Annotated in this window: 17 protein-coding genes; 12 read left to right on the top strand and 5 right to left on the bottom strand. The window is 38.3% G+C overall.

Annotated elements, in window-relative coordinates; all coding sequences use genetic code 11:
• Nucleotides 1–5: 5 nt before the first annotated feature.
• The 5 genes from GQ61_RS00090 (at nt 6) to GQ61_RS00070 (ending at nt 4,002) form a co-directional block, all read left to right on the top strand.
• On the top strand, nt 6–389 hold the full coding sequence (locus GQ61_RS00090) for a DUF2157 domain-containing protein (protein WP_198157339.1): 384 nt from the start codon (nt 6–8) through the stop codon (nt 387–389).
• An 85-nt stretch (nt 390–474) separates the two neighbouring features.
• On the top strand, nt 475–936 hold the full coding sequence (locus GQ61_RS00085) for a hypothetical protein (RefSeq protein ID WP_157111088.1): 462 nt from the start codon (nt 475–477) through the stop codon (nt 934–936).
• 122 nt (nt 937–1,058) lie between these two features.
• Entirely contained in the window at nt 1,059–1,307 is a 249-nt protein-coding gene (locus GQ61_RS00080) for a YMGG-like glycine zipper-containing protein (protein ID WP_085783354.1), read from the top strand.
• 47 nt (nt 1,308–1,354) lie between these two features.
• Nucleotides 1,355–1,615, top strand: coding sequence for a YMGG-like glycine zipper-containing protein (locus GQ61_RS00075; protein WP_232317319.1), 261 nt, complete (start codon nt 1,355–1,357; stop codon nt 1,613–1,615).
• 293 nt (nt 1,616–1,908) lie between these two features.
• A complete protein-coding gene (locus tag GQ61_RS00070; RefSeq protein ID WP_085783353.1) occupies nt 1,909–4,002 on the top strand; it encodes a hypothetical protein in 2,094 nt (697 codons plus the stop codon).
• Between the two features lie 79 nt (nt 4,003–4,081).
• On the opposite strand, the gene GQ61_RS00065 is transcribed toward GQ61_RS00070, so the two are convergent.
• Entirely contained in the window at nt 4,082–4,996 is a 915-nt protein-coding gene (locus GQ61_RS00065) for a LysR family transcriptional regulator (RefSeq protein ID WP_085783352.1), read from the bottom strand.
• 128 nt (nt 4,997–5,124) lie between these two features.
• Here GQ61_RS00065 and GQ61_RS00060 point away from each other — a divergent pair, with 128 nt between their 5' ends.
• From GQ61_RS00060 to nrdR, 3 genes are all read left to right on the top strand, one after another.
• On the top strand, nt 5,125–5,610 hold the full coding sequence (locus GQ61_RS00060; protein ID WP_085783351.1) for a rhodanese-like domain-containing protein: 486 nt from the start codon (nt 5,125–5,127) through the stop codon (nt 5,608–5,610).
• A gap of 197 nt (nt 5,611–5,807) precedes the next feature.
• Nucleotides 5,808–7,076, top strand: coding sequence for a serine hydroxymethyltransferase (gene glyA / locus GQ61_RS00055; protein WP_085783350.1), 1,269 nt, complete (start codon nt 5,808–5,810; stop codon nt 7,074–7,076).
• 15 nt (nt 7,077–7,091) lie between these two features.
• Nucleotides 7,092–7,544 (top strand): transcriptional regulator NrdR, encoded by a 453-nt coding sequence (gene nrdR, locus GQ61_RS00050; protein WP_085783349.1) that lies wholly within the window; start codon nt 7,092–7,094, stop codon nt 7,542–7,544.
• Here nrdR and GQ61_RS00045 read toward each other — a convergent pair.
• Both GQ61_RS00045 and GQ61_RS00040 read right to left on the bottom strand, forming a co-directional pair.
• The gene (locus GQ61_RS00045) at nt 7,541–8,068 is read right to left on the bottom strand and encodes a TIGR00645 family protein (RefSeq protein WP_085783348.1); all 528 of its coding nucleotides are present in this window, start codon (nt 8,066–8,068) and stop codon (nt 7,541–7,543) included. The genes nrdR and GQ61_RS00045 overlap by 4 nt on opposite strands.
• Entirely contained in the window at nt 8,061–8,459 is a 399-nt protein-coding gene (locus GQ61_RS00040) for a DUF1937 family protein (RefSeq protein WP_085783347.1), read from the bottom strand. The genes GQ61_RS00045 and GQ61_RS00040 overlap by 8 nt, the downstream gene beginning before the upstream one ends.
• A 230-nt stretch (nt 8,460–8,689) precedes the next feature.
• Between GQ61_RS00040 and GQ61_RS00035 the strand changes: the two genes are divergently transcribed.
• Nucleotides 8,690–9,247 carry a hypothetical protein gene (locus GQ61_RS00035; RefSeq protein WP_085783346.1) on the top strand — a complete coding sequence of 186 codons (558 nt, stop codon included), beginning with the start codon at nt 8,690–8,692 and terminating at the stop codon, nt 9,245–9,247.
• A 34-nt stretch (nt 9,248–9,281) separates the two neighbouring features.
• Here GQ61_RS00035 and GQ61_RS00030 read toward each other — a convergent pair whose 3' ends face one another.
• The gene (locus GQ61_RS00030) at nt 9,282–9,830 is read right to left on the bottom strand and encodes a hypothetical protein (RefSeq protein ID WP_085783345.1); all 549 of its coding nucleotides are present in this window, start codon (nt 9,828–9,830) and stop codon (nt 9,282–9,284) included.
• A gap of 217 nt (nt 9,831–10,047) precedes the next feature.
• Here GQ61_RS00030 and GQ61_RS00020 point away from each other — a divergent pair, with 217 nt between their 5' ends.
• A complete protein-coding gene (locus tag GQ61_RS00020) occupies nt 10,048–10,917 on the top strand; it encodes a helix-turn-helix domain-containing protein (RefSeq protein ID WP_085783343.1) in 870 nt (289 codons plus the stop codon).
• Between the two features lie 102 nt (nt 10,918–11,019).
• The gene (locus GQ61_RS00015; RefSeq protein WP_085783342.1) at nt 11,020–11,445 is read left to right on the top strand and encodes a VOC family protein; all 426 of its coding nucleotides are present in this window, start codon (nt 11,020–11,022) and stop codon (nt 11,443–11,445) included.
• On the opposite strand, the gene GQ61_RS00010 is transcribed toward GQ61_RS00015, so the two are convergent.
• The gene (locus GQ61_RS00010; protein ID WP_198157338.1) at nt 11,442–12,305 is read right to left on the bottom strand and encodes a metallophosphoesterase; all 864 of its coding nucleotides are present in this window, start codon (nt 12,303–12,305) and stop codon (nt 11,442–11,444) included. The two genes, GQ61_RS00015 and GQ61_RS00010, sit on opposite strands and share 4 nt — an antisense overlap.
• 148 nt (nt 12,306–12,453) lie before the next feature.
• Here GQ61_RS00010 and GQ61_RS00005 point away from each other — a divergent pair, with 148 nt between their 5' ends.
• Nucleotides 12,454–12,651, top strand: coding sequence for a hypothetical protein (locus tag GQ61_RS00005; protein ID WP_157111087.1), 198 nt, complete (start codon nt 12,454–12,456; stop codon nt 12,649–12,651).
• The last annotated feature ends 2 nt before the right edge of the window (nt 12,652–12,653 follow it).

Below are 12,653 nucleotides of genomic sequence, written 5' to 3'. Positions count from 1 at the left end.
AAGCTATGAAAGTCTCACAAAGGAAAGCTCTTAAAGATATCGCCATATTAATGAAAGAACATCATTTAAGTATAACTGATATTCACGATTTCATCAGTATTGGTGACTCAAAAAAAACTCATTCATCTTCGCAAGTAAGCCATTATTTAAGCTACTTAGGTGGTCTTTTTGTCTTTGCTGGCATCATTGTCTTTTTACATATGTACTGGAGCGATATGTCCAGTTTTTTAAGAATTACAATAACTCTCGGATCAGGACTCAGTTGTTATGCGTTCTTTATTCATTATGCTCTTGATGAAAGGAATCTTAAATCCGCCTCTATCCTCTCTGTCCTCTCCGCCATTCTCATCCCTATTGGTCTCTTTGTAACCTTAAGAGAGTTCTTATGAAATTTCCATAGACAACCGTTTGCCAGTGCTTATTGTTTTCGGTCCCATGATCATTCATCAGTTTCTTACTTTTCTAAGATTTAAATTGAACGTCAACCTATGGATGGGATTTTTATTCTTCTTTTTCTTCTTTGTAACTCTTTTCGATTATTTTGACACAGGTCTCACCTTAGGAGGACTCCTAATAGGAACAAGTACAATTTTGATCTCTCATAATATTCCAAAGCTATACAGCGCCAAAGGATTCGGTTTTTGGATGTTTATAGGAGGTCTCTTATTTCTTTTAGGTGCTTTTCGCTTGTTCGAAAAGGAATCCTTTGAACTGTTTTATTTGACCGTTGTTGGTCTAATGGTCTATCTAAGTGTAGTGATAAAAAGCAAAGCGCTTCTTGCTAGTACTACCTTAAGTTTTTTTGCTTTCATTGCCTACTACACCTCAAAATTTACTGATTCCATTGGCTGGCCAATTACTTTAATCGCGCTTGGCGTTCTTTTTATTGCTTTGAGCACTTTAATATTAAAACTCTCTAAGAAATATTTTACTTAAAACTCCTAACACCCTCCAATTAAAACAAACAACAAGATCTCTTCCTTTAGCTAATTTTTAACTATTAAATGCTAGGATTAAACTATAATTACTGTGTATAAACTTTACAGAGGACGCAAACAATGAAAATTAAAACTTTGTCTTTATTAGTTTCTACATCACTTTTACTTTCTGCCTGCGGTACAACAGGGGGACCCAAGCAGACAGCAGGTACATTAATTGGCGCCGTTGGTGGCGCCGTTGTTGGTGCTCAATTTGGTAGTGGGGCTGGTCAAGTCGCTGCTGCTGCAGTCGGTACAGCTGCTGGCGCACTTGCTGGTGGTTATCTTGGTAAAACCATGGATGATAACGATAAAGCTCCTACACGATAAAGGAGCGTTATAAAAGGTAGTAATTAAATTATATTAAGGTGGCTATCATGAAAATGAAATCTTTGTCTCTATTGGTTGCAATGTCTTTTTTATTATCCGCTTGCGGTACAACAGGTGGGCCAAAGCAAACAGCTGGAACTCTGATAGGTGCTGCTGGTGGTGCTCTTATAGGATCACAAATTGGTGGCGGTCGTGGTGCTATTGTCGGTGCTGCAGTGGGTACAGCTGCTGGTGCGCTTGCTGGTGGCTATGTAGGTAAACAGATGGATGATTCAGACAAAAAAACCTCATCAAGACCAACTTACTAACGCAAAAAGCAATATTTTATAAATTCACAACACTAAGAAGGCCAGAACGTTCTGGCCTTCTTTACAACTTTAGAGAGTTTTTAGCGGCTCATATAGTACAAATACTATTCTCTTAAAAGTTATTTTCACATAAGCACAAATTCATATCCTATTTAATCATACAACTTCTTCTCAATAAGAATTTTTCAAAATTTCTTTTTTTAGAAAAACTATCGCGAAAACAAATAAAACATTGATTATTGCCATAAAAGCAATATATAAGATGGAATACTAAAAAATTTGGAGACGATTACATGAAACTACGCAGCTTACTTTTAGCTTCTTCCGCATTTATTTCACTTCACGCAACACTCCCCCTCTCAGCCACAGAAAGCCAATTAGAAGAGTTCTCTCTAGAGAGCATTGGTCAACACACAAGATCTTCTGTTGCTCCTAAAAACACTGGTGAACCAAGCAAAGCTATGCAAGCCTTATCTCGTTCTAGCTTTGATTTGTTGATCACCGATCCTCGTGCGGAAAAATTAACAGCTAGCTTTAAGACTAAAGGCGCGTTTTCTGACGTAGATATCATTCATAAGTTTCGAGAAGAATTAGGTAAATTGCCTAAAAACCAACGTACAAAATATTTATTCAGCCCGAAAGAAGAACTAATTCCTCTTGTGACAGGTTGGATCAGCTTTATGGAAAATTACCCTATAAAAGACGATCAAGTTGATTTTAAAGAGCGTATAGCAAAAGTTGTGAATGAAGCGAAAGAAAAAGTTGAAAAGAAAGATGTTTCTATCGCTTGGTACCTTGTTAACATTTTCAGAATGGCAGCCAGCGTCAGCAACCCAAGCGACGATGAAAAATCTATTTTCAGTCATGTTTTTCAACCTGAAGTTTATATTGGTCTGTCACTTGAAGGAAAAAATTGGTTAGAAGATCTAGCGTCAATTGAAGATAACGCTAATATTTTTACAGCTAATGAACTTAGTAGCTTTTATAAGGCTTCGTCTGATTTAGATTATCGCGGGACTAAAAAAGTTATAAAGTCCACTATTGACCAAGACTTGCCAGCTCAATTGCCTTTGGGCTTCCCCAAAGTGGGCAAAGTAAGCATTATCGAAATGCTTTTCATGACTTTAGACGGTTTGCATATTCACGCTTTCCCTGTTCCCACGCAGAACACGAAGGCTCATGGTGTCACAGAAGACAATAAAACGACAAAGGGACTTACACCTCTTGGGTTTATAGCCCATGATCGTCTTCATTCTGAGCTTTATATGCATACTTTAAAAACAGCTTATTACCACCACATCATGAGAGAAGCTGAACAAATTCGTTTGCAATCGGGTGATGTTCAAGAATTTTTAGAGCAAGCGACTCCTCAGGTCTTTTCAAAACGTGTCACTTTGCTGACAAACTTGCTCAAAGAAATTTCTCTTAAGATTGCGTTGGAAAATGATCAAAAATCTTTAGCAGGTCTATTTTTCATGCTCCGCGAATATCCAGGATGGTCTAAAGAGGCTCTTGAGAAGGAAGATGCAGTAAGCGCTCTATCAGCAATGAAAGATCACACGGAAAAATCTTTAAAGGGTCGCAGTGTTTGGGAGTCTCCTGAAGATGCTTTTCAAACATCCCCCATCACTGGTCAAACAAGCTTGAGTCAAGACGAGCTCATAACTGCATATCATGCAGGGGTTAATGGGGGAACAATTAAACCTACTCCTTACATGCCTTATGTTCAGCGCAATCCAGACGCTCCCAATGAACTCCTACCCCTCACTCAGATTGACTTTAAGCGATCAAAAGTAGCCGTTACACCAGAGGGCCGATTTATTGATTTTAACATTCAACTGAAAAACTTATCTAAATTGAGCTATAGTGTCGCAACACTAAAGCATAAGTGGCTCAATATAAGCGACAGCATTGGTCTTCTTAAATATGCTGGTGTCACTGTAGACGTTGCAAAAGAGCTACCTGAAGATCCCGTTGAAGCCAGAATTCAAGTGATTAAAGATCTGACCACTGTTCAAGAAGCTCTTAATGGTTTGCTCACTTCATTCTTAGAAAAAGCAACAAAGCTTGTTACAGAACAATTTGATACTTCTGAAACGAATGGAATGTCTTTAGATGACGCGTATGCACAGCAACGTTTAACATTGAAAGAAAAGCTTGAAAAGATTACAGTTTCTGTAGTGCCTAGTGTAGCAGAAACTGATGGTGTTGCCCCAGAAGGCGGAACCGAAAAGATTATCGAAACATCAGACGCACAAACTGCGGTCTTTGAAGACGCAAGAGCCTCTGAAGATTCTTCTTCAACACTTAAGACAAAAGCAATCTCTGATATTGATGATCGGAAACAAACTACAAAATCTGGAGCGTCTACGGACTTAGAAAAATAAAATAATTTAGAAAATATTTTATTATTTAAAAACCCTTGGAATTTTTAAATTTCAGGGTTTTTTTTATTGAAATCTTCTTTTAAACACTACTTGCACCTAAAATTTGTTGACAAATTACTTTGGATCTCAATTGCGATAAGAACCACTCCAACGCCTTACTGGTAGAATCTGTACGCCATGCGATTTTCAAACTTGTTTGTGTTTTTAGTTTAGCAACGTTACGAATTACTAATTCTCCTTTTGCCAGAAAATCCTTAATACGATTAAAGGGTACAAATCCCCCCCCTAAACCTGAGACCTGTGCTGCAATCTTTGCATCCATATGAGGGACAATAAAAACTCTTTGTCCAGAAAACGTTCCTGTTGACCGACTTAAAAGCTGTTGAGATGTATCAGAAATTACAACGCTATACGCTTCTCTTAACACTTCTAACGATAAAGGTTCCGGTTCTTTTGCTAAAGAATGAAATGGTGATACCGCAAAAACAAATTCTACTGTTCCTAATTCCATTTGATCAATTGATAGTCCTAAAGGTGGTTCGTTAGTAACGCCTATGACGAGAGTTGCCCTATTTTTTAACAATGCATCCCAAGTCCCATTAAGGACTTCCCTATGGAGACGTACTTCAACACCTGGAGCGTGAACATAAAACTTTTGAATAAGTGGGTAAAGGCATCGATAGTCTAATAGATCATCAAAAGCAATGGAAAACTCTGATTCCCAGCCTTTCTCCACAAGCTTTAAATCTCCCTTTAGCCGCTCCATTTGACGGAGGATATGACGTCCTCTTTCTAATAAAATACGACCTTGAGAAGTAAACTTCGGTCTATAGAACGCTCTATCAAAAATCTGAATTTTTAGCTGATTTTCTAATTTATGAATATGCTGGGTAATTGCTGAGCGTGTTCGTCCTAAAGCATCTGCTGCTGCTGAAAAGCTTCCATGCTGTTCAACTGCCTCTAATAAAGTAAAATCTCGAAAATCTAAGTCCATGTTAATAACACCCTATCAAGTTTAAATAAACTTAACAAAATGTAGATAATTATTCAATTTATTTTAGCTTTAAAAGCCAATACATAGATAAATGAATGAATTAACATTCTAATGAAAGATAAAAAATTATGAACAAATTTTCAAAAATATCCACAGCTCTCGGTGTTGCAATGATTCCAATGACTTCAGCTCACTCTGAGAACGAGACGATGGATAACGTCCATAAAATGATGATTCAAGATACAGCTAAAGCAGCTCAGTTTTTTGAGAATGAACTTAATTTCAAAACCAATCCTCATGGTGTTAAGGCTGTCCTTGACGGTAAAATAAAGAATGTAACGATTGTTGATTTACGTACAGCAAAAGATTTTTCTGAAGGGCATATTCCTGGCGCAGTTAACATTCCTTTCGATGAACATAAAGGATTTGATGGCAATGAAACCTCATTTGAGAAACTCAGAAAAGATGGGTATAACTATGTATATTGCTATCAATTACTCTGTAATCTTGGCCAGAAAGCGGCTAAAAAATTTGCTTCTCTTGGTTATCCTGTAAAAGAAATAGTCGGTGGATATCAATCATGGAAAGAAGCTAATTTACCGATTGAACAATAAAGTTGACGCTCATTTTCTACGTATTCATGTACGCTTTTCTCCTGTAAAATCTTTTATTGGAGCTCCGTCTGTGAATACGTAGAATTTCTCAGTCTCATCGCCAAGAGATTAAAATTTTTTATAAATTAAAGACCATCACTAGAAGTTCTCCTAAACCTTTGATACAGTCCTGAAAGTTTTATAAAGGAGAATTTTCTATGATGAATTTTACGGCCCTTAAATCTTACGATTCTGAAATTTATGAAGCCATCCATGATGAAATCCATCGTCAGAAAAACCAGATTGAATTAATTGCTTCCGAAAATTTTACGTCCCTTCAAGTAATGTTAGCGCAAGGCTCTCCTCTAACTAACAAATATGCAGAAGGCTATCCTGGTCGTCGTTATTACGGGGGTTGCCAGTTTGTTGATCGCGCTGAAACGATTGCTATTGAGCGTGCTAAAAAACTATTTAATTGCCGCTATGCTAATGTCCAGCCTCATTCAGGTTCTCAGGCGAATCAAGAGGTTTTTCTAGCTCTTCTCAATCCTGGCGATACTTTTATGGGGATGGATTTGTGCTGCGGTGGCCATCTGACCCATGGATCTAAAGTTAACCTATCAGGAAAATGGTTTAAAGCAGTCTTTTACGGCGTCAATCGAGAGGACTACACTATCGATATGAACCAAGTATTGGATGTTGCCCTTAAAGAAAAACCAAAACTTATCATTGCCGGTGGTTCTGCCTATCCACGTTTTATCGACTTCAAAGCATTTCGTGAAATTGCCGATAAAGTAGGGGCTTATTTAATGGTGGATATGGCTCATTTTGCAGGCTTAGTTGCCGGGGATGTCTTTCCTACTCCTCTTCCCCATGCCCATGTGGTGACAACAACAACCCACAAGACTTTAAGAGGACCAAGAGGGGGCATGATTCTGAGTGATTGTGAAGAGCTCTTTAAGAAATTTGATTCTGCCGTTTTTCCCGGTGCTCAAGGTGGACCGCTCATGCATGTTATTGCTGCAAAAGCAATTGCGTTCAAAGAAGCGCTTCAAGACGATTTTAAAAACTATGCAGCTCAAATTGTTAGAAATTCAAAAGCCATGGCTAATAGATTGATGGAAAGAGATATAAAAATCACCACGGGCGGGACTGATTGTCATTTGTCCTTAGTAGATTTGCAGACATTGAAAATCACAGGTCAACTAGCCTCTGAAAGCCTTGAGACGATCGGCATTACTTGCAATAAGAATGGTATTCCCTATGATCCCCTTCCTCCCGTTCAAACCTCTGGCATTCGCATTGGTTCTCCAGCATGCACCACGCGTGGGTTTAAAGAGCAAGACTTTTCTCTCATAGGCGATATCATTGCTGATTCTCTCATAGCGCTTAGTAACAACACTTTTTCAGAAACCGTGCAGAAAAAGCTGAAAGAAAAAACAGAGGGCCTCTGTAACCAATACCCCCTTTATCCAAGCTTAGATTAAGGTAAAGAACCTTCAATGAAATGCCCTTTTTGTGGACATGAAAATACGGCGGTAAAAGACTCTCGAGCCATTGAAGGCGATACAGCAATTCGTCGTCGCAGACATTGTCTCGACTGTAGTGCACGCTTTACAACCGTTGAACATATTCAACTTTTGCCCTTAAAAGTTATTAAAAAAGACAAAAGCGTTGAAGCTTTTCAACGAGAGAAGCTCCATAGATCCCTCCACCTCGCACTACACAAGCGTCCCATTGATGAAGAAAAAATTGAAAAAGTAATTAATAGTCTTGTACGTCAATTAGAATCCATGGGAGAAACAGAGATTTCATCAGCAACCATCGGTAGTCTTGTGATGGAATCACTTTATGATCTTGATCCTGTGGCGTATGTGCGCTTTGCATCAGTATATGAAGACTTCACCCATCCCGAAGATTTCAAAGAATTCGTTCGCCAACTTTCAAAACATTAATATCTTTCTGTAATCTCTTGGGCCACTTTTGATGTGTACACAAGCGCAAGACTCGACAGCAAAAATGCCAAGTGAATAACCACTTGGTAAATCACTGCTTTTTCACTTATTTGATCAATGTTAATAAAAGTCTTTAAAAGATGAATGGATGAAATACCTATCAGAGCCAAGGATAATTTTATTTTCATTGTATTTGCATTCACATGAGACAACCACTCTGGACTATCAGGATGTTCATCCATCCTTAAGCGTGACACAAAGGTCTCATACCCGCCAATAATCACCATAATCAACAAATTTGAAATCATCACAACGTCGATCAGCCCCAAAACAATAAGCATAATTTCAGTTTCTTCGATTTTTCTAATATTCAAAAGAAGGTGAGAAAGTTCCCAAATAAACTGATACACATAGATACCTTGTGCAATGATCAACCCTAAATAAAGAGGAGCTTGCAACCATCGACTTGAAAAAATAGTAAGCGCTAGAAATCGATTGGATGAGAGATTTTTTTTATTATTCATGAATACCTTCCTTTATTGCGAAATCATTAAGTTGGCGTTTTACTTCTTCAGGTAAATCAATTTCTTCTATAGGTTTATGAAGCGTTTTTGCATGATTGATTTCTGCTTGCACTCCCTTAGATTCTCTCCAGCCAGAAAGTCTTAAAACCAAGAGCTTATCACATCTCGCTACCATTTCATGATCAAAGTCACGCCATGTAAGCCAATTCCCATGTATTCCTAAGCTATCAATGGGCATGTTGTGTGTTAAAGGAGAATAGATAAAATGTCCTTGCAAAATAAGATAATGGGCTACGCGCCGCGCAGCTTCCACACGCCATGCTTTTACTTTTGGATCAACATGTGTATATGGACAAGCCAAATACGAAATCATTATCTTTTTGTTGCTCATCCGCTCCCCTTTAAAAATTGTTTTTATCTTTTTAGCATGCGGAAAAACTCTTTGTAAGGAAGAAATCTCACTAAAATTAGGGACACTTCTTCTGACAAAAACTCTTCAATATCTTTTTCCATCTACATAAAACAATTTATTACGCTACAATATCTAAAGCTATTAATGGTGTCATAATATTTTTTGAGTTATTTTTTTATGACGAAATCAATCATTCAAAGGCTACAATAATGAAAAAAATTTTTCCCAAACAGATTGCTTTTCTTACCTTCAAATCAATCATCACGTTTATGGTTATTTTAATATGCATGAGCACAAGCAACAGTTCTGCGAGTCTAGATTATGAAGAAGATGATGATGTTTATCTTCAAAGAACAATGATTAATACAAGGATAGATTCTTCAGATCATGCATTCATGACTTTTTTTTCTTCGAGCAGCAGCTTTTTTACAAATTACTTTTTTGGCAATAATCAATCCAATACAGATTTTCTAATTCCCTTAGGGGCGGTGAAAACGATGACGACAAGTTACCTCTTGATGAAAGCAGAACAAGCATCCGAAGGAGAAGCAAGATTTATAGGATTCGTCTCTGGTCTTGGTTCTTATCTTGGGGGATCCATAGGACAATATTTCTTGAATAGCCTTATCGGAGATCATTCCTTGTTTTTTGGTATGTGTGGATCTGTTATTGGATCATTCATTGGCAATACGCTTGCGCGATCCTTAGTAAGAACGAAACGAAACCTCGATATTTTACATTATCAATACAGAACTTGGGAAGAATAATCAAAAGTCAAAGAATCGGTTGCCAGTTTTATGTTCACTGGGTAACCCCAGATACTAAAAAAGGTTGCTTGTGATCCAAGATACGGAGTCGATTTGCTAGCAAAAGAATACTGAGCCCCGTTGAAGGCTTACCATTCAAAAAATAGACGGGTTCAATATTTTCTACATGGACCAAAGGCTTTCTTACATCAAAGCCGCGCGATCTTAAGAACTCAAGGACAATGTCCATATGTGTCCAAAGATCAACTTTATGTAGATTGCGTCTAGAATTTGATCCCCCCTTTCTCATGCTATACTGCACTCTTTTCTGCAGTAATAACCAGATGTCGGGATCTTGTTGCACTTCATATAAGGTTTTTTTATGAATCTTTGTTCGAGATGTGCGACATCTGAAAAATATACCTACTTTTGCTTTTTCTCTTATTTTGCTTCGATCAAGAGCCTTATTGATGCTTTGATACGTGCGTCCAAGAAGTGTACTAATTTCTTTCAAAGAAATTCCAGCTTGGTAGGCAACTTCTAATCGATTCTTGTCAACCTCGTTCCAAAAATTTTTCCCAATTTTTTCCTGAGAATGTAGCATGAATAGAGTCGTCTCCCTCTTAAAAAAGATTGTTAAAAAAAAGCCTTGCCCTGGTATGCGTTTTTAGCATATATCGTATATCAATATTTCATGGCTTTCTTTTTGACAAAAGAGGGTCATTTTGTCAAGTTTTTAAGACTTTTTTTGCCCATGAAATAAATTTTGTTAATCAAATTAATGCTTTGGCTATGAAAACAAAGCTACAGAGAGGCAAAAAATGACAGCAACAAAAATGAAACCCGTACCTGACCTAAAATCTAATATTAAAATTTCGCCAAGAAACCCGAATTATGAAAACGATTTTGACGAAGAAGATATCCAAAACAGTAACTTCGGACCCAATAATCTTATAAGTTTCACCCCCCTTTCTCCAAACAATAAAAATAAAGTTGCTTTAAGAAAGCGCAAAAAATCAAAACATCCTCTTAGAGATTTTCGCATACGTCGGGGGTACACTCTTGAAGAACTCGCTGAATTAACAAGGCTATCGCCTTCTTATCTCTCACGACTCGAAAGTGGGACACGCCGTCTCAATGCGGATGTTTTACACCGTTTAGCCCTTGTTCTTTCTTGTCATCCCGGAGATCTTCTCGTTCACGATTCAAGCAGCACGCGGTTTCTTTCTCAAGCCGCGGCTGGATATGGCGAACAGGGAGCTATTGCTATGCTTCCACAAGATCTACCGCTCTACGATATTCACAATGAAGGTCAAAAGCATCGCATTGATTTTGATGCAGCCTCCGAATGGCTAACGCGCCCTAGTGAACTCTTGGGGGTTCCTGGAGCATTTGCCTTCAAAGTAAAGGATGAATCTTTAGGACAACGTTATCGCAAAGAAGATCAAGTCTTTATCCATCCTAATAAGGCTCTTTCACCTGGGTGTTCTTTACTTGTTATTACCCGCACCGATCAAGCCTTAGTAGGTCAATTTATTCAATGGCGTTCTGACAGCGGGAATATGGCTGATACCCTTGTCGTTCGTTTGATGGAAAAAATAGGCAATGAGTTTTGCACAAAGGATATTTCCATCTCGAAAAGCAACATTAAAGCAACATATCGTATCATTGGATTGATGGAAGCTGCTTAAAAGCCTTACAACCAGTGATCACTCATGAGAAGGGAGGAGAAATCCTCCCTTTCCTTTACTTTTTCAACAACATTCTTGAATGTCGGAAGAGGAATCACCACTATGACTCAAAATTTTAAACCACAAAACATGCCAACTCTCATTCCTTATTTAACGGTTTCTCAGGCAGAAGAATCCATTCGTTTTTATGAAAAGGCTTTTGGCTTTAAGCTCACCAATCCACCCGCCAAAAACGATAAAGGGCAAATCAGTCATGTGGAAATGAGTTATTTGGATATACAAATCATGTTTACGCCAGAAGGTGTGTGGGACTCTATTCACAAAACCCCGAATAATTTAGGCATCATCATGCCAATCAGTCTTTACCTCTATACACTTGATGTCGACAAACTTTATGAACAAGCTCTAGCCCATGGAGCCATCTCTATAAGAGAGCCAGCGGATGAATTCTGGGGAGATCGCTTCTGTCAGCTCAAGGATATTGATGGATATCTTTGGTCCTTTGCAACCCATGTTAATAAAGCTTAGGAACGCGCTTGAAGCTTCAGAGTGTCAATAAGATCCCCATCTTCAGAATAGAATCTTAAACACATAAATATTTCATTTGCTTCAACCAATAAAGCGCCATGCTCTTTATTAAAACGCACCCTAGATCCGGGATAAATTTTTGGGAAACCATAGCGTAGATTTTTTCCTCCAAGCCCATTAATGATATAAGGAAGGCCTCTCACTTCCAACCTTTCATAGGTATGATCGTGACCTGAAAGAACAACGCTGGCCCCCCATTCCCTAAAGGGCCATTGCATGCGTTTAGTAGGACCATGGTGTCCCGATGAATACGGGGCATGATGGAAATAAACTACGTTAAAGGGGTCATTTGATTCTTTAAGTTTTTCTTTCAACCAGCGCGCTTGTTTTGAGTGTTCTGTAACACCATCAGGTTCGTGCACATCACTATTGAGAACGAAAAAATGCACAGACCCTTTTACAAAGTCGTAGTAACGACCGTTCCCTGGCAGTTGAAAATAAGCTAAATAAGGGTCTGCAGTTGGGCTCTTATGATAATCATGATTGCCTAACGATGGGAAAAATCTATTCGTATCAGCCCCTCTCCCATAATGTCCCCGATAGGGAGCAATATAGGCGTGATAATATTGTCCAATATTGGCGTCGATCGTAGAGGCGTCTCCATCGGGATAATTATTATCTCCAAGGGTGATAATGAAATCCGGATCCCAAGATTTCACAAGTTCAGCGACATTTTTTTCTTCTTCACCAGCCTCTCCAAAATCACCAATAGCTGCGAAGCGCACTTCATGGGTTTGGACACATCCCTGCAGAACAAGAACGATTCCCCATAAAAACCAATACTTTACAAATTTCTTCACAACGCCTCCGATTGCTTAACAGCTCTTAAATTTTGCCTTAATTTTTATTCAATTTTTTCAAAGACTTTTAATTGGTTTTGTTAATATTTTTTTTACGATTTACCGAATAGTCTAAACGCGTTTTGTAAATAATCCAAGGATGGAGGATATGATGAATTTAAAAGCAAGCAAAGTGAATCTTCGCTTAAATGCTTATTCTTCATTCCAATTATCGGTTGGCCTTCATCATCCTTTGACTTCTCTTAAAGTTCCCCCTCGTGATGGTCATGAAATTGGTGCTCATTTATTCAACGAAGGATATCACGCTCAACGCAACTACCTTAAAAAGCGCTACGCTGCCGATTAATT

It is taken from the genome of Candidatus Nucleicultrix amoebiphila FS5 (genome assembly GCF_002117145.1).
In the GTDB taxonomy this organism is placed as follows: Bacteria; Pseudomonadota; Alphaproteobacteria; order Caedimonadales; family Nucleicultricaceae; genus Nucleicultrix; species Nucleicultrix amoebiphila.
Note: the sequence above shows the minus strand (reverse complement) of the source record. Positions and strands in the feature narration are given on the sequence as shown.